The following is a 20588-nucleotide window of genomic DNA, read 5'->3' on the forward strand; positions in this document are numbered from 1 at the left end:
CAAAACCCCAGCCCGGGGTCGGACTGGGGCTTGGAACGGAGAGGGAGGGATTCGAACCCTCGACAGAAGTTGCCTCCTGTAACTCCTTAGCAGGGAGCCGCTTTCAACCACTCAGCCACCTCTCCAGCGGCCCGCAAAGACTATCAGGCGCTGGCACCGCAGACAGCCCGTTGGGGCAGCCGCGGCAGGCGATGTTTGAAACCACAGAGGATCTCCCAGGGGATGGTTCCCATCGGCTCACTCCAGGCCTGGGGATCGATCCGCTCCCCCGCCTCTTCTCCCAACAACGTGACCACGCTGCCGGCCTCGAGCTCAGGGACATCGGTGGCATCCAGCACCATTTGATCCATGGTGATCGCCCCCACCTGGGGGAGCCGATGCCCGGCGAAGAGCACCTCCAGGCGATTGGAGAGCAACCGCGGGACGCCATCGGCATAGCCGATCCCCACCACCGCCAAGCGGCTGGGCCTTTGGGTGATGAAGCGATGGCCGTAGCTGACCCCAACCCCGGCCGGCACCTCACGAATCAAGCTGACCCGGGCGCGGACATGCATCGCCGGCTGCAGGGTCAATTCGCCGCCCAGGTGATCAGATGGCCGCTGGCCATAGAGGGCCAGCCCCACCCGCACGAGGTCGTAGTGCAACTGGGAGCTCCGCAGGGTGCCAGCGGAATTGGCCAGATGGCGGCAGCCAGGGGCCAACTGCTGTTGCTGCAGGCCCAGCAGCACCGAATCAAAGCGCTGCTGCTGGGTAGCCGTCAGGGCATCGAGGCCATCGCCGGGGGCATCGGCTCCGGCCAGATGGGAGTAAACCCCGGCCATCTCCAGCGAATCGAGGCCCTGAATGGCTTCCACCAAGCGCGGTCCTTCCTCCCAGGGCGCCCCCAGACGGGTCATGCCGGTGTCCAATTTCAGGTGGACCGCCAGCTGGCGGCCGCTGCCGCTGGCCAGGTTCTGGCAAAGCAGAGCTTCACGCATGCCGCTGAGGGTGGGCATCAACTGCCAATGCAGGCAGGCCCGCAATTCATCCGGATGGCTGAGGTTGCCGAGCACCAACACGGGCTGATCCAGCCCCGCCTGACGCAACTCCACCCCCTCCTGCAGGGTGGCGACACCAAAACAGCTAGCCCCGCCAGCTGCGGCCGAACGGGCAACCGGTACGGCGCCATGGCCATAGCCATCGGCCTTGACCACGGCCATCAGGGCACAGCCTGGATGGAGAGAGCGCCTCAGGGCATCGGCATTGGCCTGGATCGCCGCCTCATCGATTTCCACCCAGGCGCGCTGTCTCGGGTGGGGCTGCGGCGCCAAGGCAGCGGCCGCAGGGTCCTCAAAGGCAGCAGCAGGCGATGCGTCAACCATCCGCCCTTGGCAGTGCACCTAGCATGCATAGAAATTACGGGGTTGCCCAGCGCAACACCCCCAGGCAGCGCTCCCATGGGCTCGGTTCTGGTTCTAAATGCCTCCTACGAGCCCCTGAACGTCACCAGCTGGCGGCGGGCCACGGTGATGGTCCTCAAGGGAAAGGCCGAAGGGCTGGAGCACTCACCGGGGCGGCAACTCAGGCCGGGCCTGGGTCTACCGACGGTGATTCGCTTGCGGCAGTTCGTGCGGGTCCCCTTCCGGCCGCTCCCCCTGACCCGCCGCAACGTCTTCCACCGCGATAGCCATCGCTGCCAGTACTGCGGCAGCAGTAGCGAGCGGCTCTCGATTGATCACGTCATGCCCCGCAGCCGCGGCGGCAGTCACAGCTGGGACAACGTCACCACGGCCTGCCTGCGCTGCAACGTCCACAAGGGCAACCGCACGCCCAAGGAAGCGAGCATGCCCCTGCATTCTCCGCCCAGGCGGCCGATCAGCGGTGCGGTCTTTGAAGCCCAGAGGCAAATGGCCATTGGGGGGCACCGGGAATGGGCCAAGTACGTCGAAGGCTGGGAGGCCCCGCTCGCTAGTTGACCCCGCTGGCCTGATCGGCCAATTCCTCCAGCTGACGCCGTTGATCAGCTGAGACACAGGCACCGATCAGCTCAGCCAGCTGACCTTGCAGCACCGGCTCGAGCGAGAAGTTGCGGCCGAGACGGTGGTCCGTCGTGCGGTTGTCCTTGTAGTTGTACGTGCGGATCTTCTCGCTGCGATCGCCGCTGCCCACCTGGGCAAGACGGGCGGAACGCTCCTTGGCATTGGCCTCGGCCAGTTCCCGCTCATAGAGCTTGGCCCGCAGGATCTCCAGGGCCCGTTCCCGGTTCTGCAGCTGGGAGCGCTCCTGGGTGCAGAACACCCGGATCCCGGTGGGTTTGTGCAACAGGTCGACCGCCGTCTCCACCTTGTTCACGTTCTGGCCGCCGGCACCACCCGAGCGGGCCGTGCTGATCTCCAGGTCTGTCGGGTCGATCTGCACCTCAACCGGATCGGCCTCGGGCATGACCGCCACCGTCGCGGTGGACGTATGAACACGTCCCTGGGATTCAGTGGCTGGAACCCGCTGCACCCGGTGTACGCCGGCCTCGAACTTCAGCTGACTGAAGACGCTGTCGCCCTGGATCGCCAGGATCAATTCCTTGTATCCGCCGAGTTCCGCCTCTGAGGCACTGACCGGCTGCACCTTCCAGCCGATGCTCTGGGCATAGCGCTCATACATCCGTGCCAAATCACCGGCCCAGATGGCCGCCTCATCACCGCCTGCCCCGGCCCGAATCTCCAGCATCACGCTGCGTTCGTCCCGGGGATCGCGGGGAAGCAGTGCCAGGGTCAGCTGCTCTTCCATGGCTGCAATCTGAACAGCCAGACCACTGAGCTCCTCCTGGGCCAGGGCCTCCATTTCTTGGTCCCCGCGGGACTCCTTCAGAAGCTCTTTGGCGTCTTGTTCCTGTTTGCGCCATTGGCAGAGCTGGTCGTAGCCCAAGACCAGGGGCTCCAGCCGGGCCCGCTCGCGCGCGATGGGCTCCAGCTGAGCCGGGTTGGCAGCCACATCCGGGTCTGCCAACTGACGCTCCAGGGTGTCAAAGGTGGTGCGTGCCGTCTCCAGACGTTCACGCAGGAAGGAAGCATCCATGAGAGCGGCTCAAGCGAGCAAAAAGCCGGACGCCCTGGAGCATCCGGCTTGAGGAATCAAAAATCACGTCGCGCGTGAGTGACAGATCAGGCCTTAGCGGCAGCTTCAGTCTTCTGATCGGCATTGGCCTCGGCGCCAGCGGCACTGCCCATGCCGTACTTGCGCATGAAGCGATCCACACGACCCTCGGTGTCCAGGATTTTCTGGGTGCCGGTATAGAAGGGATGGTTGCCGCTCCAGACGTCGACGTGGATCTCGGGAGAGGTGGAGCCAGTGGTCATCACCACTTCTCCGTTGCAGATCACCTTGGCATCGGGGTACCAGGTGGGATGAATGTCGGCCTTCGGCATGACGGGTAAGGGGCTGAGGGGCGAAAGCGCAATCAGCGCTTGGAGAACTGAGGAGCCTTACGGGCTTTCTTCAGGCCGTACTTACGACGCTCCTTGGCGCGGGGGTCACGGCTGAGGTGGCCCTCGGTCTTGAGGGGCTTGCGGTTGTCCGGAGACAGTTCGCACAGGGCACGAGCAGCGCCCTGCTTGATCGCATCGGCCTGGCCGGTCAGACCACCGCCACGAACGTTGACCAGCAGGTCGTACTCAGAACCCAGACCCAGGGTCTGGAGAGGAGCCTTGACGGCCGCCAAATAGGAGGGGTTGTAGTTCAGGTAGTTGTCACCGGGACGACCATTGATGGTCACGGTGCCATTACCTGGAACGACGCGAACGCGTGCCACGGCGGTCTTACGACGGCCGGTTCCCCAGTAGACGACTTTGGAGGTGCTCATTTGGTGGAAGCGGCAGAAGCGGCGGGATCGAGGGCCAGAGCCTTGGGCTGCTGGGCGGCGTGGGGGTGCTCAGCACCCTTGTAGACCTTCAGCTTGCGGAACAGCTGACGTCCGAGAGCGTTGTGAGGGAGCATGCCCTTCACAGCCTTCTCGATGATCCGCTCGGGGATCCGTGCCTGCAGTGCAGCAAAGGTCTCGGTCTTCATGCCACCGGGGCGACCGGAGTGGCGGCGATAGAGCTTGTCGGAAGCCTTGTTGCCGCTCACCTTCACCTTCTCAGCATTGATCACCACGACGAAATCGCCGGCGTCGATGTGAGGAGCGAAGTTGGGGTTGTTCTTACCCCGCAGAACTGAAGCGACCTCGGTGGCAAGCCGGCCGAGGGTCTGGTTCTCAGCGTCCACCAGATACCACTGGCGGGCTGAGGAATCCTGGGGAGGGACGAGAGTCTTGTTCATCGCGCCGGCGGGCCGGTTCGGATAGGACCCCATCACCACGCTTAGGCGGGTGGGGTTGGACAGGGTGTCTGGACTGTGGGTCTCGACTAGTGACGGCAGCCACCCGATCACTCGGGTGTCAATCGCTCGTTGAGTGAACCTACCGCTTCGCCGATCCCCACTACTGGGGACAGGGTTTACAGGCAGGGGCTGGCCGCCGATGGACATCGGCAGGTCAACTCTGAGACCGGCAGACCCAGTCAGTGCAAGGACTGACCCGGTGCTGCTGGCGGTGCATCAGAGCCCTCCAGCAAATACCGCGGTTGACAATCGTACCAGGCAGCCCTGTGGAAGATCTCACTCGGGTAGCCCACACGCAGCAGGCACAATCCCTGCGGCGGAGCGGCTTCTTTGACTTCATCACGGGCCTGACTGCGCCAGCGGCGACTGAAGGCCTCCAGGCTGAGCCGGCCCTCACCCACGGCCACGAGCTGTCCCATGACCAGGCGAACCATCCCGTAAAGGAAACCGCTGGCCTGGAGCTCGACCTCGAGTAGATCGCCCCGACGCACAACCGCGACCTCTTGCAGGGTGGTGCGGGAGTGGGTGCGGGCGCTACCGGCGCGCTCGAAGGCCGCGAAGTCGTGCTCCCCGAGCATGTCCTCAAGGGCCGCCCGCATCCGTCCATCATCAAGCCTGAACTGGTAGCGGTGCCAGCTCCAGGGGGCCAAGAACAGGTTCGGGATACGGGCGTTGTAGATCGTGTAGCGGTAGCGCCGATAGGTCGCCGAGAAGCAGGCGTGCCAGTCCGAAGCCACCTCAACGGCAGAACGCACACGGATGCTGGCCGGAAGCCTCCCGTTCAGGGCCGCCGGCCAACGGTGTGCGGGAATCGGCCCAGCGCAGTCGAAATGAACGACCTGAGCTGATGCGTGGACACCGCTATCGGTCCGTCCCGCCGCGACCACGGTCGCGGGACCAGATGGGTCCAACTGCGCCAGGGCCCTTTCCAGGGTTTCTTGAACACTGGGATCCCGCGGCTGGCGCTGCCAGCCGCAGTAGGCCGAGCCGTCGTATTGAAGACAGAGGGCGATCCGCCTGAAGTGCTCTGTTGGCGTGATTTCGGTCAAGGCTGAAGCCTCTAGAGCAACAAAAAACCGCGCAGAGGACAAACCTCCGCGCGGTCATGCTGATCAAGCGAAGGATCTCTTGAGATCAGACAAGCTCGATGATCGCCATCTCAGCGTTGTCACCACGGCGGGGGACAGTGCGGATGATGCGGGTGTAACCGCCATTGCGGTCGCCGTAACGCTCCTGGGCCTTGTCGAACAGGGCGTGCACCAGTTGCTTGTCGTAGATGTAGCCGATGGCGCGGCGACGGGCGGCCAGGCTGCCGTCCTTGGCCAGGGTGATCATGCGCTCGGCTTCATCACGGAGAGCCTTGGCGCGGGCCTTGGTGGTGGTCAGACGACCCTCACGGATCAGCTGGGTGGTGAGAGCGCGAAGCATGGCTTTGCGCTGGTCGGCGGGGCGCCCCAACTTGGGGACTCGGCACTGGTGACGCATGACTAAATCGAATGAAACGAGGGAGAGACAGGTGCTACGCGATCAGGCGCTAGTACGGCTCTGGGGCAGGGAGATACCGATGCGCTCAAGGGCCTCGATCACCTCGTCAGCCGACTTGGAACCGAAGTTCTTGATTTCGAGCAAGTCTTCGTAGCTGAAGCCCATCAGGTCAGACACGGAGTTGACTTGAGCGCGCTTCAGGCAGTTGTAGGCGCGAACCGAGAGATTCAGCTCTTCCAGGGGGATCTGAGCTTCGGCAGAGGGCTCGGGCTCCTGGCTTTGCTCCTCCTCCATGGTCAGGGTCGCCATGGGCTGAATCAAAGTGATCAGCTGGTTGGCGGCCTGGGCCATCGCGTCATCAGGCGTCAGGGAGCCGTCGGTCTGAATCTCCAGACGCAGGCGCTCACGGGCTGAACCGCCTTCGCCGACGGCGGTCTCGTCGATGGTGTAGTTCGCACGTTGGACGGGCATGAACACCGCGTCGATCTGCAGAAGATCAACCGCGCTGGTGTCCTCGACACGGCGGTCGACCGGGCGATAACCGACGCCACGCTCGACGTGGACTTCCAGCTCGAGGCTGTGGCCCTCGGCAACGGTCGCGATCGGACGCTCGGGGTCGATCACGGAGACCTGAGAGGAAAACTGGAGGTCACCAGCGGTGACAGTGGCAGGGCCATTGACCACCAGGCGGCCAATCTCCAATTCGCGGCTACGGCTGTTGACGGCGACGTCCTTGCAGTTGAGAAGGATGTCGAGGACGTCTTCACGGACACCGGGAACCGTGGCGTATTCGTGGTTCACACCAGCGATACGCACGGCGGTGATGGCACTGCCCTCAAGGGCGCCCATCAGCATGCGGCGCAAGGAATTGCCCAGGGTGGTCGCCTGGCCACGCTCAAGCGGGCCAATGACGAAGACGCCGGTTTGGGAACGATCGTCAGCGATCTGGTGTTCAACCCGATCGATCTGGTACTGCAACACGGTCTGAAGCTCAGATAGGTGGATGGACCCCCTCTGGGGCTAGTCGATGCGTCGAATCAGACCCGGCGACGCTTGGAACGGCGGCAGCCGTTGTGGGGCAGCGGGGTGACGTCACGAATCAGGGTGATCTCGAGACCAGCGACCTGCAGAGCACGGATGGCGGTTTCACGACCGGAACCAGGACCGCGAACCAGCACCTCGATTTGGCGCATCCCCTGCTCAAGGGCGCGACGGGCAGCTGCTTCGGCGGCGGTTTGGGCAGCGAAGGGAGTGCCTTTACGGGCACCCTTAAAACCGCTTGCACCAGCGGAGCTCCAAGAGATCACTTCACCTGCGGTGTCAGTGATGGAGACGATGGTGTTGTTGAACGTGCTCTGAATGTGAGCAACGCCATTGGGGACGTTGCGCTTCGTCTTCTTGGAACCAGACTTTTTGGCGGGCTTGGCCATGAGTAAAGCCCTGCAGAGGCAGGGAGGTGATCGGGGGTCTAAAGGAGCGACCTGGTGACGACGGCACCATGGGGGCCGAGCGGCAGGCGCTATGGAGCCAAAGGCCTAGAGCAAGCTGAGGCTTACTTCTTCTTACCGGCCACGGTCTTGCGAGTGCCGCGGCGAGTACGGGCGTTGGTGCGGGTGCGTTGACCGCGAACGGGCAGACCGACGCGGTGACGGCGACCACGGACGCAGCCGATGTCCTGCAGGCGCTTCATGGCCATGCCCTCTTGACGACGCAGGTCGCCTTCGAGGGTGAAGCTCTCGGTTGCACCGCGCAGCTTTTGGACGTCGGAATCATCCAGGTCCTTGACGCGGGTGTCGGGGTTGACACCGGTCTTGGCCAGGATCTTCTTGGCCGTGGTCAGGCCGATTCCATAGACGTAGGTCAGGGCGATTTCGATCCTCTTGTCGCGAGGAATATCAACGCCGGCGATACGAGCCACTGAGAAAACGTTGGGGGTGAGCAGGGGAAAGGCTTGCGCAGCTCTTCAGCAAAGGCTGAGGAGGACGATCAAGCTGATTGTTTGGTCCAAGGGACCGGGACAAGGTCAGCGCAGGATCAACCCTGGCGCTGCTTGTGCTTCGGGTTGGCGCAGATGACCATTACCCGACCGTGCCGGCGAATCACGCGGCACTTGTCGCACATTTTCTTGACCGAGGCACGCACCTTCATGGGAGCGGTCTCTCCAAAATTCCAAACAGCGAACTTACCACAGGGGTCAACCCAAGAGGGCTGCGATCCGATCGGCAATAGTCTCGACCGTGCCGGCCGCTTCGACCGGTGCGATCAGGCCGCGCTCGCGGTAGTAAGCGATCAGAGGCTCGGTTTGCTCGCGGTAAACCTCAAGACGGTGACGGATGACCTCCTCGTTGTCGTCGGCCCGGCCGCGGGAGAGCAGGCGCTGAACCAGTACCCCGTCATCGAGCTCCATCAGGACCACCAGCTCGATTTGCTGGCCCAGTTCCTCAAGCAAGCTGGCCAGCGCATCGGCCTGGGCCACATTGCGGGGGAAGCCGTCAAGAAGCCAGCCGCCGCTGTGGTTCTGCAGTCGGCTACGGACGATCGCCAGAACCAGCGCATCGCTCACGAGCTCACCACGGGCCATGACGGCCTCGGCCTCCTTGCCCAGGTCGCTGCCGGCGGCGACCTCAGCGCGAAGCAGATCTCCGGTGGAGAGATGGAGCAGGCCTTGGCTCTCGGCCAGCTTCTGGGCCTGGGTGCCCTTACCCGCGCCAGGGGGGCCGAGGAACAGCAGACGTTGCTTCATGGCAGGAAGAAAAGAAAAACGAGGGGAGAGAGGAACTACTGGCGCACCATGCCTTCGTAGCGCTGCGAGATCACAGCGGTTTGCAGTTGCTTGGCGGTCTGGATGGCCACGCCAACCAGGATCAGCAGGCTGGTGGCTCCGAGGCCTTGGAAGGTCTGAACGCGGGTGGCGGACTCAACCGCGGAGGGCACGATGGCGACCGCGCCCAGGAAAAGAGCACCCAGCAGGGTCAAACGGTTTTGGATCCCGGTCAGGTAGGCCGTGGTGGCCGAACCAGGGCGGACCCCAGGGATGGCGACACCACCCCGCTTCAGGTTCGAGGCCACATCAACTGGGCGGACCGTGAGGGTGGCGTAGAAGAACGAAAAACCAATGATCAAGCCAAAGAACAACAACGCATAGACCCACGGGGTGCTGCTGTTGGGGCTCAGGAAACTAGCGATCTGAATCAGCGTTGGGTTCTTGCTGAAGTTGGCGATCTGAAGTGGGAGGAAGACCACAGCCGAGGCAAAGATGATCGGCATCACACCGCCAGCGTTGAGCTTCAGCGGGAGATAGCTCTGGCGAGCGGAGATCCCCGCACCGCCGACCTGTCGCTTGGCGCTGACGATCGGGATGCGGCGACTTCCCTCCTCAACACAGACGATCCCAACGATGGTGATCAGGAAGACCGCCACCAAAACCACGATCCCTCCAACAGCCTCACGACCACCGGTTTGGGCCAGCTCAATGGTCGAGCCCAGGGCCCTCGGGAGGGTCGCGACAATGTTGAGGTAGATCACCAGGGACGCGCCCTGGCCAATGCCGCGCTCGGTGATCACCTCACTGAGCCACATCACCACCATCGAACCGGTGACAAGGGCAATCGCCGTTTGAACGACGAAAACCAAATCCGGTGTCCCCGGCAGGGCATAGGGCCTGAGGATCAGGGCAAAGACAATGCTCTGAAAGAGGCCCCAGCCGAGGGCGACATAGCGGGTGTACTGGGCAATCTTGCGGCGGCCCGCCTCACCTTCGTTCTTCTGCAGATCCTCCAGCTGGGGTAGAGCCGAAGTCAGCAGCTGAATGATGATCGAGGCGTTGATGAAGGGAAGGATCCCCAGGGCAAAGACACCGAGGGCGGAGATGCCACCTCCCGTAAAGATGTCGAGGAAGCCCAGCAGAGACCCGCCCTGAGCCGCGAACGCCTGGAAGGCTGCGCGGTCGATCCCGGGCACGGGGATATAGATGCCCAGACGCACCAGGAGCAGAAGCCCCAAGGTGATGAGAACCCTGTTGCGCAGGTCCTTGGCTTGAACCAGCTGCGTAAGGATTTCACCGGCACTGGGGTTACGCCCCCGGCTGACGACCATGGCAGGTGCAGACGAACAAGAAAAAACCGCCTAGTGATCGATCCGATCACCAGACGGCATTGACCTTAATGGGCCGTGGACAAGCGGAGATCAGATCTCTTCGCAGGTACCACCAGCCGCTTCGATCTTCTGGCGGGCAGACGCCGTGAAAGCGGCCGCCTGAACGGTCAGCTTCACGCTGAGATCACCATTACCCAGGACCTTCAGGGGGTGCTTGGGGTTGGTCACCAGGCCATCCTTGACCAGGGTGTCGATGTTGACGGTGCTACCGGCTTTGAGCTCGGCCAGCTTCGCCACGTTGATCACCGTGTAGTTCTTCGGATTGATGACGGTGAAGTGCTTGAGCTTCGGCACCCGGCGGTACAGAGGCATCTGACCACCTTCGAAGCCAGGACGGGTCGGGCGACCCGAACGGGACTTCTGGCCACGCATACCGAAACCACAGCTGGCACCTTGGCCAGCGGCGATACCGCGACCCTTACGCAGCTTGCGGCGACGGGAGCCGGCTTGCGGCTTGAGGGTTTGGAGGTTGAGCGATGTCATAGCGGGCCTCAGGAGTAGATCTGCTCAAGGGAGATGCCACGCTCCTTGGCGGTCTCCTTGTGGGTGCGCAGGCCGGCCAGGGCATCCATGGCGGCACGGGCGTTGTTGAGGGGGGTTTTGGAGCCTAGGCGCTTGGCCAGCACGTTCTTAATGCCGGCAAGCTCCAGCACCGTGCGGATGGAACCACCCGCGATCACACCAGTACCAGGGGCAGCGGGGCGAATCAGCACGCTGGCGGCACCGTCGCGACCGTTGCTCAAGGTGGGAATCGAGGAGTGACGGGTCAAGGGCACCTTCACAAGGTGCTTCTTGCCATCGGCGACGCCCTTGCGGACAGCACCGATCACGTCGCCGGCCTTGCCGACGCCGACGCCCACCTGGCCCTTCTCGTTGCCGACGACAACGATGGCCCGGAAGCTCATCTTCTTACCGCCCTTCACGGTCTTGGAGACACGCCGGATTTGAACCACGCGCTCTTGCCATTCGGAGTCACGCTCCTGGCCACGGCGACCACGGCGGTCACCACCGCGACGGTCGCCACGGCCATCGCCGCGACCACCACGACGCTGATCCTGCTGCTGGCCTTCGGCCGCTGCAGGTACGTCAGCTGCCGCTGGGACGGCGTTGGATTGGGTGTTGTTGGTTTCGGTCATGGTGAGAGCAGGGATCAGAACTGAAGGCCCGCTTCCCGGGCGGCGTCAGCCAAGGCCTTGACACGGCCGTGGTAGAGGTTGCCGCCACGATCGAAGACCACCGATTGAATGCCCTTGGCGAGGGCACGCTTGGCGACCAGCTGACCGACTGCGACAGAAGCATCGCAGGTGGCACCGATGGTGACGTTGCTGCGGAGCTCTTTATCGACGGTTGACGCAGAGCAGAGGGTGCTCTGCGCGACGTCGTCGATGACCTGAGCGTAGATGTGGTTGTTGGAGCGGAACACGGCCAGGCGCGGACGCATGGCGGTGCCGGAGAGATTGCGGCGCAGACGGCGGTGACGCTTTTGTGTCTGCTGCTTGCGGGAAAGGGTGGACATGAAAGTACTGGGTAAAAACGCTTAAGCAGACCTCACTTCTTACCGGTCTTGCCGGCCTTGCGGAGGATGCGTTCGCCCTCGTACTTGATGCCCTTGCCCTTGTAGGGCTCAGGGGGACGGATGGCGCGAACCTTGGCCGCTTCGTTGCCAACCAGCTCCTTATCGGGGCCGGAGACGATCACGGTGGTGTTGCCGTCGACGGCGAAGGTCACGCCCTCGGGGGCGATCATTTCGACCTGGTGGCTGTAACCAGCACTGACGACGAGCTTCTTGCCCTGAACGGCGGCGCGGTAACCCACACCGACGATCTCGAGCTTGCGAGTGAAGCCCTGGCTGACACCCTCGACCATGTTGGCGACGAGGGTCCGGCACAAACCGTGACGCTCGCGGGAGCGACGGCTGGTGCTGGAGGGGGAGACCACAAGAGTGCTGCCGTCCTGAGCAATCGCGACGCCATCAGGCAGCGTGCGGCTCAGTTCGCCCTTGGGGCCTTTGACTTTGACGTCAAGGCCGTTGAGGCTGACGGTGACGCCGCCCGGAACGGGAATCGGCGATTTACCAATACGAGACATGAATCAATCCCCCTAATCAGTAGACGTAAGCGAGCACTTCGCCACCGACGCCCTGCTTGCGGGCGTCGCGGTCGCTCATCACACCTTTGGAGGTGGAGATGATGGCGATGCCGAGACCGCCCAGCACTTTGGGGAGCTGACGAGTGTTCTTGTAGATGCGCAGGCCAGGCTTGCTGACGCGCTGCACGGTGCGGATGATCGGTTGGCGGTGCTTACCGCTGTACTTCAGTTCCAGCACCAGGTGCCTCATCACACCTTCACCTTCTTCGGTGATTTCGGCGATGAAGCCTTCCTGTTGCAGCACCTTGGCGATGCTGTGGGCCATGCGCGAGGCAGGCACCTTGGTGGATTGATGACGCTTCTCACTCGCATTGCGAATGCGGGTGAGCATGTCGGAAATCGGGTCGTGATTAGCCATAGGTCGGGTCCGAAGAGGGCTCAGTTGCTGCGGAACGGCATTCCCATCTCGCGGAGGAGGGCCCGGCCCTCTTCGTCGTTACGGGCAGTGGTCACGATGGTGATGTCCATGCCCCGGATGGCATCGATCTTGTCGAAAGAGATCTCGGGAAAAATGATCTGCTCCTTCACCCCAAGGGTGTAGTTGCCGCGACCGTCAAAGCTCTTCTCGCTCACACCGCGGAAATCGCGGATGCGGGGGAGAGCCAGGTTGATGAGACGCTCGAGGAACGCATACATGCGGTCACCGCGAAGGGTGACGGCCACGCCAATCGGCATGCCCTGACGGATCTTGAAGCCAGCAATAGCCTTCTTGGCGCGGGTCACGACCACCTTTTGACCGGTGATGGTGGCCAGCTCCTCGATCGAGGCCTCGAGGGCCTTGGCGTTGGCGGCGGCTTCGCCGAGACCCCGGTTGACGGTGACTTTCACCACCTTGGGGACTTCGTGGATGTTCGAGAGACTGAGATCCTTAAGCAACTTGGGCTGGATCTTCTCCCGATAGTTCTGTTTAAGGGACATGACGGGGAAAGGAGATGCGCTTCTGGTCTTGGTCAGAAGGCGGACAAGGTCGATGTAAGTGAGATCAGTCGAGGATCTCGCCGGTTTTCTTGAGGCGGCGCTTCTTGGTGCCGTCCTTCTCCACCACGATTTCCACGCGGCTGGCCACCTTTTTATCGGTGGAATACAGCATCACGTTGGAGGCGTGCAGGGAGGCTTCTTCGGTGACGATGCGACCGGTTTCACCTTCCTGGGTGGGCTTCATGTGGCGGGTGCGGAGGTTGATGCCCTGCACGACCACACGGTTCTCATAGGGAAGGGTGCGCAGGACCTCACCGGTCTTGCCCTTGTCCTTGCCGCTGATCACCTGAACGGTGTCGCCCTGTTTGATGCGCATCTTGGTGCGCACCTGAGCTTTGGCTTTTGGGGTGGCAGTGGCCATCTCAGATCACCTCCGGAGCGAGGGACACGATCTTGGTGAAGTTGCGGTCACGCAGTTCGCGAGCCACAGGACCGAAGACGCGAGTGCCCTTGGGGTTGTTATCAGTGCCGAGGATCACGGCAGCGTTGTCGTCGAAACGGATTGAGTTGCCGTTGACGCGACGCATGGTGGCTTTGGTGCGGACGACCACAGCCTTGACCACGTCCGACTTCTTCACGCCCATGTTGGGCATGGCGTCCTTGACAGCGGCCACGATCACATCGCCCACGTGGGCGTAGCGACGGTTGGTACCCAGCACACGGATGCACTGGATGCGCTTGGCGCCGCTGTTGTCAGCGACGTTGAGGAAGGTTTCCTGTTGAATCATCGGGGGATCTCCTCAGCTGGCGCTGTTGTTGTTCAGCACCTCGGCCACGGACCAACGCTTGGTGCGGCTGAGGGGACGGGTTTCGGTGATGCGGACGCGGTCACCCACCTTGCAGGTGTTGGCCTCATCGTGCGCCTTGTAGCGCTTGGTGCGGCTCACCGTCTTTTGATAGATGGGGTGGGGGAAGCGGTTTTCCACCGCCACCACCACGGTTTTGTCCATCTTGTCGCTGACGACGGTGCCGACCCTTTCCTTGGTTGCCATAACGGTTACTTAGGGGATCAGGAAGCGGCGGAGCTCTTGCGCTCCGTTTGCACCGTCAGCAGCTGGGCCAGCTTGATGCGGGCGGCCTTGAAGCGGTGCGGGTTCTCGAGGCGGCGCGTGGCCTGCTCGAAACGAAGGGTGAACAGTTCGCGACGGGTGTCGTCGATCTGTGTGGTGATGTCGCCGTCGGAAAGCTTGCGCACCTCGGCGATGTCGGGACGGGCCATGGTCAGGACTCCACGGTGGTGGCGGCCGCGGCGGCAGCCTGGGCAGCTTCCTGATCCTCCAGGGTCAGGAACTTGGTTTTCACGGGCAGCTTGTACTGCGCCAGGCGCATGGCCTCTTTCGCGATTTCGGGGGTGATGTCCTCACCGCCCATCTCGAAGAGGATGCGACCGGGCTTGATCACAGCTACCCAGAATTCCGGGTTGCCCTTACCGGAACCCATCCGGGTTTCGGCGGGGCGCATGGTCACCGGCTTGTCAGGGAAGATCCGGATCCAGATCTTTCCGCCCCGCTTGACGTAGCGGGTCATGGCACGGCGGCTGGCCTCGATCTGACGGGAGGTAATCCACCCGCACTCTTGGGCCTGCAGAGCGAACTGACCGAAGGCGATGGTGTTGCCACGGGTGGCGACACCGCGCATGCGGCCACGCTGCTGCTTACGGAATTTGACGCGTCTTGGACTCAGCATGGTTCAGGCCTCCTGATCACTCTTCGTTCGAACGGTCTTCGAACTGTTGGGGCCGACGGCTAGCGCGGCGCTTCGGACTTGCACCCACGGGCACTTTGTCCTGGCTGCCAGGAAGCACTTCGCCTTTGAACACCCAAACCTTGATGCCCAGCACCCCATAGGTGGTGGTGGCCACTTTGGTTGCGTAGTCGATGTCGGCGCGGAGGGTGTGCAGGGGCACACGACCTTCACGGCTCCACTCGGTACGGGCAATTTCTGCACCGTTAAGGCGGCCGCTGACCTGAAGCTTCATGCCCAGGACACCGGCGCGCTGAGCGCGCTGGATGGCCATGCGCATGACGCGACGGAAGGCAACACGCTTCTCGAGCTGTTGTGCGACGTACTCAGCCAGCAGGAAGGCGTCAGCGTCAACGCGCTCCACTTCAACCACGTTGATCCGCACCTGACGGGCGGTATCACCAATGGTCTTCTGGATGCCGCTGCGCAGCTCTTCGATACCGCTGCCTTGGCGACCGACGAGAACGCCGGGGCGGGCAGTTTTCAGTTCAACTTCCAGCTGATCGGCCTTACGGGCGATCACAACGTCGCTGATGCCAGCGGCGCCGTACTTCTTGTGGATGAACTTACGAATCTGATCGTCTTCCTTCAGGAGAGACGGATAGGTCTTGCTGGGGGCGTACCAGCGGGACCGGTGTTCCTGGGTGATCCCCAGGCGCAAGCCGGTTGGATGGATCTTGTGTCCCATCGATCGGTGTCCTCGGGGGTCAGGCGGCAGGAGCCACAGCAATGCTGATGTGGCAGGTCTTTTTTTGGATCGCGTAGGCGCGACCCTGGGCACGGGGGCGATAGCGCTTCATCACCGGACCCATATCCGCCGTAGCGGAGGAGATCACGAGGGAAGCGGGATCGAGACCCAGGTTGTGCTCGGCGTTAGCCACAGCACTACGCAGGACCTTGGTGATCGGACCCGTGGAGCGGTACGGCATGAACTCGAGCATGATCAGCGCGTCGCGATAGCTGCGACCGCGGATCTGGTCGAGGACCCGACGAACCTTGGACACGGAACCGCGTACAAAGCGGCCGTGTGCCTGGGCGGTAGTGGATGAGGTGTTGGACATGTCCTCAGCGGCCTCCTTTCTTGTCCTTGATGTGGCCGCGGAAGTTGCGGGTTGGCGCAAATTCCCCCAGCTTGTGGCCCACCATCTGCTCAGTCACGTAGACGGGCACATGGGCCTTGCCGTTATGCACGGCAATGGTGTGGCCGATCATCATCGGCAGGATCGTGGAAGCACGTGACCAGGTCTTGATCACGGACTTGTCGTCGGCGGCGTTCTGCTTTTCAACCTTGCGCAGAAGGCTGTCGGCAATGAACGGACCTTTTTTGAGTGAACGTCCCATAGCGGTTTAAACGAACAGCAAAGCGGTGAGGTTGATCAGGAATCGCGTCCGCCACGGCTCCGCTTGGAGGTGCGGCGACGTTTCCGGAGCACAAACCGATTGCTGGGTTTGTTCCGCTTGCGGGTCTTGAGGCCCAGTGCAGGCTTGCCCCAAGGGGTGACAGGACCAGAACGGCCGATCGGAGCGCGGCCCTCGCCACCACCGTGGGGGTGATCGCAGGGGTTCATCACGCTGCCTCGGACCTGGGGGCGACGACCCAGCCAGCGGCGACGGCCGGCCTTACCGAGGCTGGTGTTCCGAACCTCGGAGTTGCCCACTTCGCCGAGGGTGGCGTAGCACTCACGGCGGACCAGGCGCACCTCAGTGGAGGGCAGCTTGAGGGCGACGTAGTCACCTTCTTTCGCCATCACCTGGGCGCTGGCACCTGCGGTACGAACCATCTGGCCACCGCGACCGGCGTAGAGCTCAACGCAGTGAACGCTGGAGCCCAGGGGGATGGCCGAGAGGGGCAGAGCATTTCCGGTCTCGATCGGAGCATCGGGGCCGGAGACCACGGTGGAGCCCACGGACACGCCAGCCGGAGCCAGGATGTAGCGCTTCTCGCCATCGGCATAGAAGAGCAAAGCCAGGCGGGCGTTGCGGTGGGGGTCGTAGTGGATTGCTGCCACCTTCGCAACCACGCCGTGCTTGTTGCGGCGGAAGTCGACGAGGCGATAGAGGCGCTTGTGGCCACCGCCGCGATGGCGGCAGGTGATCACACCGCGGTTGTTGCGACCTTTGCGTTGGTGCTTGGCCACCACCAGGCCCCGTTCACGACCGCGACCGGTGACTTCAGCGAAATCGCTGGCGACACGGGTACGGGTGCCGGGGGTGATGGGGCGGTACTTACGGATTCCCATAGTTCTTCAGACCCCTCAGGCTTCAGGGAACAGCTGGATGGCATTGCCATCGGCAAGGCGAACCACAGCCTTCTTCACCTGGGCACGCTTGCCGGCGAATCGGCCCACGCGGCGGGAGCGGCGAGGGGGGTTCATGGTGCTCACACCAACGACTTTGACGTCGAACAGTTGCTCGACGGCAGCCTTGATGTCGGGCTTAGCGGCCCGATGGTCCACCTCGAAGGTGTACTGATTGAGCTCGATGGCACGGGTGGCCTTCTCAGTGATCAGGGGCCGACGGATCACATCCGCCAGGCGACCTTGAAAGCGTTCAGTCATCGCCGTAGACCTCCTGAATCTTCGCGAGTGCTTCCTCGCTCACCACCAAGGAATTGGCGTGGAGCAGGTCGAACACGTTGAGCTGATCAGCGGCGATCAGCTTCACCTTTTCGAGGTTGCGCACGGAGCGGCGCACCACCTCGCTGGGGGCATCCAGCACCACCAGCACCTTGGAGCCAGCGGCGATGCCGAAGCGGCTCAGGGCAGCGGTGATTTCTTTGGTCTTCGGGGTTTCGAGACCCGAAGCAAAGCCCTTCACCACAGTGATGTCAGCGGCGCGGCTCATCAGCGCAGTACGCAGAGCCAGACGACGCTCCTTGCGGTTCATCGCAATGGTGTAGCTGCGGGGCTTAGGCCCGAAGACCACACCACCACCGGGACGCAGGGGAGTCCGGATCGAACCCTGACGGGCGCGACCGGTGCCCTTCTGCTTGTAGGGCTTGCGGCCACCGCCGGCCACCTCAGCACGGGTGAGGGTGCTGGCCGTGCCCTGACGGACATTGGCGAGCTGACGCACCACAGCGCGGTGCACCAGATCGTTAGCGGAGCTTTCCTTAGCGACTTTCAGGTCAAGGCTGGCCTTGCCGGCCTCTTTGCCTTGCCAGTCGCGAACAACACAGTTAGCCATCTCTGTCCTCCTCAGTTCGCGGCTTTAGAGCCCACCCGCTTAGCGGGGAGGATGTTCAGCAGGGCACCGGGCTTACCGGGAACCGAGCCTTTCACCACAAGCAGATTGCGCTCAGCATCCACCTTGAGGATGGTGAGCCCGCGGGTGGTGATTTGCTTACCGCCGTAGCGGCCAGCCATGCGCTTGCCGGGATACACACGGCCGGGAGTCGTACCGGCGCCGGTGGAACCAGGCTCGCGGTGGTTCTTCGAACCGTGGGTCATCGGACCGCGGCTGAAGCCGTGGCGCTTTTGGTAACCAGCGAAACCACGACCAATGGTGTCGCCGCTCACATCGACCTTCTGGCCCGCCTCAAAGGCGGCCACGGTGACGTCACCACCAAGTTCCAGGCCGTCGACGGTGTCAACGCGGTATTCCTTCAGATGGCGCAGCAGCTCTTCCCCGGACTTGGCCAGGTGACCCTTAGCGGGCTTGCTGACGAGCTTTTCGCGGATATCACCGAAGCCGAGCTGAACGGCGGTATAGCCGTCGGTGCTGTCGGTTTTGAGTTGGGTAATGCGGCAAGGGCCTGCCTCGATCACGGTGACCGGGATAGCCCTGCCTTCGTCGTCGAAGAACTGGGACATGCCCAGTTTCTTCCCAAGAATGCCGATGGACATAAGGAGGGAGATACGCCAGCTGGACCACCACTCGCGGGGAGCGGCGTTACTGAATCGAGTGACGCAAGAAACCGATGGAGCTGAAATTTCCGGTGGAGCCGGAACTGCAGAGAACCAATGCGGCGGAGCTAGCGACTCGAGTCAGTGGGGGCTGGGACTTGCTCAGAAGAAGGAGCCAGAGGCAGCTTCAAGGTTGAGCAGTATCCCGGCGACTCAGAAGAGCCACACGGGCCCGGGAAGGCCGCCACCACTGGCGACCTTGTGCATTGCCCTGGAGGCCCGGCTAGCGGACGGGCACAGTTGCAATTGCACAAGCGAACACCATACCTGAGCGCCTATCCCCCCTCCCCTGCGATCAGCTGCCAGACTTCCTGCAGCGCTGATCCGCCCCATGCCCCTGCTGCTCACCGGCCGCGGTTTCCGCCAAGAGCTGGAGCGGGCGGGCGTCCTTGCGCTCTACGCCCCATTAGAAGGTGGTGCCGAAACCCGACTGCTCCGCCGGATGCGGGCCGCCGGCTATCGCGCTCAGATCACCTCGGCCCGTGGTCTAGGAGACCCGGAAGCCTTCCTCTTCCAGTCCCACGGCGTCCGTCCGCCCCACCTGGGACACCAAAGCGTTGGACGGGGCGCGGCCGTTGGCGAGGTGCAGATGGCCACCCCACAGTTGGGTCACCTGTTTGAGGGCAACGCCCCGGTGCTGCTCTGGCTCCTGGAGGGCCAGGTCCTCTCCACCGGTGAGCTCGAAGCGCTGATCAACCTGACCGAGCGCGAACCCAGGCTGAAGATCGTGGTGGAGATGGGCGGTGCCCGCGCCCTCCGCTGGCAGCCCTTGAGCTCCGTTCTGACCGCAGCCGCTTGACCCCAGACGCGGCCCTTCAGAGAGGCCGCTGGGTCAAATTGATCTGTGGTGCCGGCAACCAAGACCTTGCGGCCATCGAGGACCTCTGCGCGCTCTACACCGCAGCGGGAATCCACTGCATCGACATTGCTGCCGACACCGGTGTCGCTGATGCCGCAAAACGTGGGATCGACTGGGCCCTCGCCCGTGGAGCCCAGCGCCCCTGGCTGATGGTCAGCCTCAGTGATGGGGCAGACCCCCACTTCCGCAAAGCCAGCTTTGAACCCAGCCGCTGTCCAAGCGATTGCCCGAGGCCTTGCCAAAAAGTCTGTCCGGCATTGGCCATTGGGGATCACGGCGGGATCCTCACTGAACGCTGCTACGGCTGTGGCCGCTGCCTTCCTGCCTGCCCTCTCGGGCTCATCGAGGAAGACCAACAGTGGCTGAGCTCCGAACAGGTGCCAGCCCTGCTCCAGACCATTGTCCCCGATGCCGTTGAGCTGCACACCCAAGGGGGGCGGCAAACGGCCTTCGAAGCCCGCCTGAGCCAGCTCAAAACCAGCGGTATTCCCCTCCAACGGGTGGCCGTCAGCTGCGGGCTCGAGCGGGGCGCCGGCAGCCAGCAGGTCCCAGCACTCAGCCCACCGGAACTCGCCGCCGAACTCTGGCTTCGCTTTGGCGCCCTTCGCCGGGCGGGCTACCGACCGATCTGGCAGCTCGATGGCCGGCCCATGAGCGGCGATGTCGGAGCGGGAACGGCTCGCTCCGCCGTGAAATTGCTGGAGGCGATCACCCCCTGGGCACCGCCAGGCCCGCTGCAACTGGCCGGAGGCACCAACGCCAAAACCATTGAACTGGTGGGTTCCAACTCCAAGGTCGCCGGGGTGGCCTTTGGCGGGATGGCCCGCAGCCTGCTTCAACCCTGGCTGCAGGACGCGGAGAAGCGCAGTCAGCCCCTCAGGCAGATCCCTGAGCTCGAAGCGGTCGCCAGCAGCAGCGTGAAGGCTTTAATCCAACCCTGGCTCGAGCGCTAATCGCTAGAA

At 63.1% G+C, this 20588-nt stretch carries 34 protein-coding genes and 1 tRNA gene; 3 read left to right on the plus strand and 32 right to left on the minus strand.

The window, feature by feature from the left end:
- Positions 1 to 36 precede the first annotated feature (36 nt).
- Positions 37 to 125 (minus strand) — tRNA-Ser (locus MY494_RS06045).
- Positions 126 to 143: 18 nt separating this feature from the next.
- Positions 144 to 1361, minus strand: coding sequence for an alanine racemase (gene alr / locus MY494_RS06050; protein ID WP_247911809.1), 1218 nt, complete (start codon positions 1359 to 1361; stop codon positions 144 to 146).
- Between the two features lie 75 nt (positions 1362 to 1436).
- On the opposite strand from alr, the gene MY494_RS06055 reads away from it, so the two are divergent.
- A complete protein-coding gene (locus MY494_RS06055) occupies positions 1437 to 1955 on the plus strand; it encodes an HNH endonuclease (RefSeq protein WP_247911810.1) in 519 nt (172 codons plus the stop codon).
- Here MY494_RS06055 and prfA read toward each other — a convergent pair.
- The 30 genes from prfA to rplC all read right to left on the minus strand — a co-directional run bounded on the left by prfA (position 1948) and on the right by rplC (position 18707).
- Positions 1948 to 3051 (minus strand): peptide chain release factor 1, encoded by a 1104-nt coding sequence (prfA, locus tag MY494_RS06060; protein ID WP_247911811.1) that lies wholly within the window; start codon positions 3049 to 3051, stop codon positions 1948 to 1950. The two genes, MY494_RS06055 and prfA, sit on opposite strands and share 8 nt — an antisense overlap.
- A gap of 86 nt (positions 3052 to 3137) precedes the next feature.
- Complete coding sequence (rpmE, locus tag MY494_RS06065; RefSeq protein ID WP_247911812.1) at positions 3138 to 3401, minus strand: 50S ribosomal protein L31; 264 nt, start codon at positions 3399 to 3401, stop codon at positions 3138 to 3140.
- A gap of 32 nt (positions 3402 to 3433) precedes the next feature.
- Positions 3434 to 3835 (minus strand): 30S ribosomal protein S9, encoded by a 402-nt coding sequence (gene rpsI / locus MY494_RS06070; protein WP_247911813.1) that lies wholly within the window; start codon positions 3833 to 3835, stop codon positions 3434 to 3436.
- Entirely contained in the window at positions 3832 to 4293 is a 462-nt protein-coding gene (gene rplM / locus MY494_RS06075) for a 50S ribosomal protein L13 (protein WP_247911814.1), read from the minus strand. Before rplM ends, rpsI begins: the two co-directional genes overlap by 4 nt.
- A 239-nt stretch (positions 4294 to 4532) precedes the next feature.
- Entirely contained in the window at positions 4533 to 5402 is an 870-nt protein-coding gene (gene truA / locus MY494_RS06080; protein WP_247911815.1) for a tRNA pseudouridine(38-40) synthase TruA, read from the minus strand.
- 85 nt (positions 5403 to 5487) lie between these two features.
- Positions 5488 to 5838, minus strand: a complete 351-nt coding sequence (rplQ, locus tag MY494_RS06085; RefSeq protein WP_010314995.1) for a 50S ribosomal protein L17 — start codon at positions 5836 to 5838, stop codon at positions 5488 to 5490.
- A 42-nt stretch (positions 5839 to 5880) separates the two neighbouring features.
- Positions 5881 to 6819, minus strand: a complete 939-nt coding sequence (locus MY494_RS06090) for a DNA-directed RNA polymerase subunit alpha (protein ID WP_247911816.1) — start codon at positions 6817 to 6819, stop codon at positions 5881 to 5883.
- Between the two features lie 56 nt (positions 6820 to 6875).
- On the minus strand, positions 6876 to 7268 hold the full coding sequence (gene rpsK / locus MY494_RS06095) for a 30S ribosomal protein S11 (protein WP_010314991.1): 393 nt from the start codon (positions 7266 to 7268) through the stop codon (positions 6876 to 6878).
- A gap of 122 nt (positions 7269 to 7390) precedes the next feature.
- A complete protein-coding gene (gene rpsM, locus MY494_RS06100) occupies positions 7391 to 7756 on the minus strand; it encodes a 30S ribosomal protein S13 (protein ID WP_247911817.1) in 366 nt (121 codons plus the stop codon).
- Between the two features lie 116 nt (positions 7757 to 7872).
- Positions 7873 to 7986, minus strand: a complete 114-nt coding sequence (gene rpmJ, locus MY494_RS06105; protein ID WP_010311631.1) for a 50S ribosomal protein L36 — start codon at positions 7984 to 7986, stop codon at positions 7873 to 7875.
- A gap of 46 nt (positions 7987 to 8032) precedes the next feature.
- The gene (locus tag MY494_RS06110; RefSeq protein ID WP_247911818.1) at positions 8033 to 8581 is read right to left on the minus strand and encodes an adenylate kinase; all 549 of its coding nucleotides are present in this window, start codon (positions 8579 to 8581) and stop codon (positions 8033 to 8035) included.
- A gap of 35 nt (positions 8582 to 8616) precedes the next feature.
- A complete protein-coding gene (gene secY, locus MY494_RS06115; RefSeq protein WP_247911819.1) occupies positions 8617 to 9933 on the minus strand; it encodes a preprotein translocase subunit SecY in 1317 nt (438 codons plus the stop codon).
- Positions 9934 to 10023: 90 nt separating this feature from the next.
- Positions 10024 to 10476 (minus strand): 50S ribosomal protein L15, encoded by a 453-nt coding sequence (gene rplO, locus MY494_RS06120; protein WP_185186177.1) that lies wholly within the window; start codon positions 10474 to 10476, stop codon positions 10024 to 10026.
- A gap of 8 nt (positions 10477 to 10484) precedes the next feature.
- Positions 10485 to 11129, minus strand: coding sequence for a 30S ribosomal protein S5 (gene rpsE, locus MY494_RS06125; RefSeq protein WP_247911820.1), 645 nt, complete (start codon positions 11127 to 11129; stop codon positions 10485 to 10487).
- 14 nt (positions 11130 to 11143) lie between these two features.
- Positions 11144 to 11509, minus strand: a complete 366-nt coding sequence (gene rplR / locus MY494_RS06130) for a 50S ribosomal protein L18 (RefSeq protein ID WP_247911821.1) — start codon at positions 11507 to 11509, stop codon at positions 11144 to 11146.
- Positions 11510 to 11541: 32 nt separating this feature from the next.
- Positions 11542 to 12081 carry a 50S ribosomal protein L6 gene (rplF, locus tag MY494_RS06135; protein ID WP_247911822.1) on the minus strand — a complete coding sequence of 180 codons (540 nt, stop codon included), beginning with the start codon at positions 12079 to 12081 and terminating at the stop codon, positions 11542 to 11544.
- 16 nt (positions 12082 to 12097) lie between these two features.
- Positions 12098 to 12499, minus strand: a complete 402-nt coding sequence (gene rpsH, locus MY494_RS06140) for a 30S ribosomal protein S8 (RefSeq protein WP_247911823.1) — start codon at positions 12497 to 12499, stop codon at positions 12098 to 12100.
- A gap of 20 nt (positions 12500 to 12519) precedes the next feature.
- Positions 12520 to 13059 carry a 50S ribosomal protein L5 gene (gene rplE, locus MY494_RS06145; protein WP_010314952.1) on the minus strand — a complete coding sequence of 180 codons (540 nt, stop codon included), beginning with the start codon at positions 13057 to 13059 and terminating at the stop codon, positions 12520 to 12522.
- A 64-nt stretch (positions 13060 to 13123) separates the two neighbouring features.
- Positions 13124 to 13480, minus strand: a complete 357-nt coding sequence (gene rplX, locus MY494_RS06150; protein ID WP_247911824.1) for a 50S ribosomal protein L24 — start codon at positions 13478 to 13480, stop codon at positions 13124 to 13126.
- Position 13481: 1 nt separating this feature from the next.
- Positions 13482 to 13847 (minus strand): 50S ribosomal protein L14, encoded by a 366-nt coding sequence (gene rplN / locus MY494_RS06155; RefSeq protein WP_010314948.1) that lies wholly within the window; start codon positions 13845 to 13847, stop codon positions 13482 to 13484.
- Positions 13848 to 13859: 12 nt separating this feature from the next.
- Positions 13860 to 14111, minus strand: coding sequence for a 30S ribosomal protein S17 (rpsQ, locus tag MY494_RS06160; RefSeq protein ID WP_247911825.1), 252 nt, complete (start codon positions 14109 to 14111; stop codon positions 13860 to 13862).
- A gap of 17 nt (positions 14112 to 14128) precedes the next feature.
- Complete coding sequence (gene rpmC, locus MY494_RS06165) at positions 14129 to 14338, minus strand: 50S ribosomal protein L29 (protein ID WP_010314946.1); 210 nt, start codon at positions 14336 to 14338, stop codon at positions 14129 to 14131.
- Between the two features lie 2 nt (positions 14339 to 14340).
- Positions 14341 to 14805: a 50S ribosomal protein L16 gene (rplP, locus tag MY494_RS06170; protein ID WP_247911826.1), complete on the minus strand. Its 465-nt coding sequence runs from the start codon at positions 14803 to 14805 to the stop codon at positions 14341 to 14343.
- Between the two features lie 16 nt (positions 14806 to 14821).
- Entirely contained in the window at positions 14822 to 15550 is a 729-nt protein-coding gene (gene rpsC, locus MY494_RS06175) for a 30S ribosomal protein S3 (protein ID WP_247911827.1), read from the minus strand.
- A 19-nt stretch (positions 15551 to 15569) separates the two neighbouring features.
- Entirely contained in the window at positions 15570 to 15923 is a 354-nt protein-coding gene (rplV, locus tag MY494_RS06180) for a 50S ribosomal protein L22 (protein ID WP_247911828.1), read from the minus strand.
- Between the two features lie 4 nt (positions 15924 to 15927).
- Positions 15928 to 16203 carry a 30S ribosomal protein S19 gene (gene rpsS / locus MY494_RS06185; protein ID WP_010311665.1) on the minus strand — a complete coding sequence of 92 codons (276 nt, stop codon included), beginning with the start codon at positions 16201 to 16203 and terminating at the stop codon, positions 15928 to 15930.
- Between the two features lie 35 nt (positions 16204 to 16238).
- Complete coding sequence (rplB, locus tag MY494_RS06190) at positions 16239 to 17102, minus strand: 50S ribosomal protein L2 (protein WP_247911829.1); 864 nt, start codon at positions 17100 to 17102, stop codon at positions 16239 to 16241.
- A gap of 15 nt (positions 17103 to 17117) precedes the next feature.
- On the minus strand, positions 17118 to 17420 hold the full coding sequence (locus MY494_RS06195; RefSeq protein ID WP_010314935.1) for a 50S ribosomal protein L23: 303 nt from the start codon (positions 17418 to 17420) through the stop codon (positions 17118 to 17120).
- Positions 17413 to 18048, minus strand: a complete 636-nt coding sequence (gene rplD / locus MY494_RS06200) for a 50S ribosomal protein L4 (RefSeq protein WP_247911830.1) — start codon at positions 18046 to 18048, stop codon at positions 17413 to 17415. Before rplD ends, MY494_RS06195 begins: the two co-directional genes overlap by 8 nt.
- 11 nt (positions 18049 to 18059) lie before the next feature.
- Complete coding sequence (rplC, locus tag MY494_RS06205) at positions 18060 to 18707, minus strand: 50S ribosomal protein L3 (protein ID WP_247911831.1); 648 nt, start codon at positions 18705 to 18707, stop codon at positions 18060 to 18062.
- Positions 18708 to 19098: 391 nt separating this feature from the next.
- Between rplC and MY494_RS06210 the strand changes: the two genes are divergently transcribed.
- Positions 19099 to 19566, plus strand: a complete 468-nt coding sequence (locus MY494_RS06210; protein ID WP_247911832.1) for an NAD(P)H-quinone oxidoreductase subunit N — start codon at positions 19099 to 19101, stop codon at positions 19564 to 19566.
- A complete protein-coding gene (locus MY494_RS06215; protein WP_247911833.1) occupies positions 19563 to 20579 on the plus strand; it encodes an LdpA C-terminal domain-containing domain in 1017 nt (338 codons plus the stop codon). The genes MY494_RS06210 and MY494_RS06215 overlap by 4 nt, the downstream gene beginning before the upstream one ends.
- The last annotated feature ends 9 nt before the right edge of the window (positions 20580 to 20588 follow it).

Source organism: Synechococcus sp. A10-1-5-1 (genome assembly GCF_023115425.1).
Taxonomy (GTDB): domain Bacteria; phylum Cyanobacteriota; class Cyanobacteriia; order PCC-6307; family Cyanobiaceae; genus Vulcanococcus.

Coding starts and splice junctions, on each gene's coding strand:
- alr (WP_247911809.1), bottom strand. CDS start 1,361: ATGGTTGACGCATCGCCTGCTGCTGCCTTTGAGGACCCTGCGGCCGCT.
- MY494_RS06055 (WP_247911810.1), top strand. CDS start 1,437: ATGGGCTCGGTTCTGGTTCTAAATGCCTCCTACGAGCCCCTGAACGTC.
- prfA (WP_247911811.1), bottom strand. CDS start 3,051: ATGGATGCTTCCTTCCTGCGTGAACGTCTGGAGACGGCACGCACCACC.
- rpmE (WP_247911812.1), bottom strand. CDS start 3,401: ATGCCGAAGGCCGACATTCATCCCACCTGGTACCCCGATGCCAAGGTG.
- rpsI (WP_247911813.1), bottom strand. CDS start 3,835: ATGAGCACCTCCAAAGTCGTCTACTGGGGAACCGGCCGTCGTAAGACC.
- rplM (WP_247911814.1), bottom strand. CDS start 4,293: ATGAACAAGACTCTCGTCCCTCCCCAGGATTCCTCAGCCCGCCAGTGG.
- rplQ (WP_010314995.1), bottom strand. CDS start 5,838: ATGCGTCACCAGTGCCGAGTCCCCAAGTTGGGGCGCCCCGCCGACCAG.
- rpsK (WP_010314991.1), bottom strand. CDS start 7,268: ATGGCCAAGCCCGCCAAAAAGTCTGGTTCCAAGAAGACGAAGCGCAAC.
- rpmJ (WP_010311631.1), bottom strand. CDS start 7,986: ATGAAGGTGCGTGCCTCGGTCAAGAAAATGTGCGACAAGTGCCGCGTG.
- MY494_RS06110 (WP_247911818.1), bottom strand. CDS start 8,581: ATGAAGCAACGTCTGCTGTTCCTCGGCCCCCCTGGCGCGGGTAAGGGC.
- secY (WP_247911819.1), bottom strand. CDS start 9,933: ATGGTCGTCAGCCGGGGGCGTAACCCCAGTGCCGGTGAAATCCTTACG.
- rplO (WP_185186177.1), bottom strand. CDS start 10,476: ATGACATCGCTCAACCTCCAAACCCTCAAGCCGCAAGCCGGCTCCCGT.
- rpsE (WP_247911820.1), bottom strand. CDS start 11,129: ATGACCGAAACCAACAACACCCAATCCAACGCCGTCCCAGCGGCAGCT.
- rplR (WP_247911821.1), bottom strand. CDS start 11,509: ATGTCCACCCTTTCCCGCAAGCAGCAGACACAAAAGCGTCACCGCCGT.
- rplF (WP_247911822.1), bottom strand. CDS start 12,081: ATGTCTCGTATTGGTAAATCGCCGATTCCCGTTCCGGGCGGCGTCACC.
- rpsH (WP_247911823.1), bottom strand. CDS start 12,499: ATGGCTAATCACGACCCGATTTCCGACATGCTCACCCGCATTCGCAAT.
- rplE (WP_010314952.1), bottom strand. CDS start 13,059: ATGTCCCTTAAACAGAACTATCGGGAGAAGATCCAGCCCAAGTTGCTT.
- rplX (WP_247911824.1), bottom strand. CDS start 13,480: ATGGCCACTGCCACCCCAAAAGCCAAAGCTCAGGTGCGCACCAAGATG.
- rplN (WP_010314948.1), bottom strand. CDS start 13,847: ATGATTCAACAGGAAACCTTCCTCAACGTCGCTGACAACAGCGGCGCC.
- rpsQ (WP_247911825.1), bottom strand. CDS start 14,111: ATGGCAACCAAGGAAAGGGTCGGCACCGTCGTCAGCGACAAGATGGAC.
- rpmC (WP_010314946.1), bottom strand. CDS start 14,338: ATGGCCCGTCCCGACATCGCCGAGGTGCGCAAGCTTTCCGACGGCGAC.
- rplP (WP_247911826.1), bottom strand. CDS start 14,805: ATGCTGAGTCCAAGACGCGTCAAATTCCGTAAGCAGCAGCGTGGCCGC.
- rpsC (WP_247911827.1), bottom strand. CDS start 15,550: ATGGGACACAAGATCCATCCAACCGGCTTGCGCCTGGGGATCACCCAG.
- rplV (WP_247911828.1), bottom strand. CDS start 15,923: ATGTCCAACACCTCATCCACTACCGCCCAGGCACACGGCCGCTTTGTA.
- rpsS (WP_010311665.1), bottom strand. CDS start 16,203: ATGGGACGTTCACTCAAAAAAGGTCCGTTCATTGCCGACAGCCTTCTG.
- rplB (WP_247911829.1), bottom strand. CDS start 17,102: ATGGGAATCCGTAAGTACCGCCCCATCACCCCCGGCACCCGTACCCGT.
- MY494_RS06195 (WP_010314935.1), bottom strand. CDS start 17,420: ATGACTGAACGCTTTCAAGGTCGCCTGGCGGATGTGATCCGTCGGCCC.
- rplD (WP_247911830.1), bottom strand. CDS start 18,048: ATGGCTAACTGTGTTGTTCGCGACTGGCAAGGCAAAGAGGCCGGCAAG.
- rplC (WP_247911831.1), bottom strand. CDS start 18,707: ATGTCCATCGGCATTCTTGGGAAGAAACTGGGCATGTCCCAGTTCTTC.
- MY494_RS06210 (WP_247911832.1), top strand. CDS start 19,099: ATGCCCCTGCTGCTCACCGGCCGCGGTTTCCGCCAAGAGCTGGAGCGG.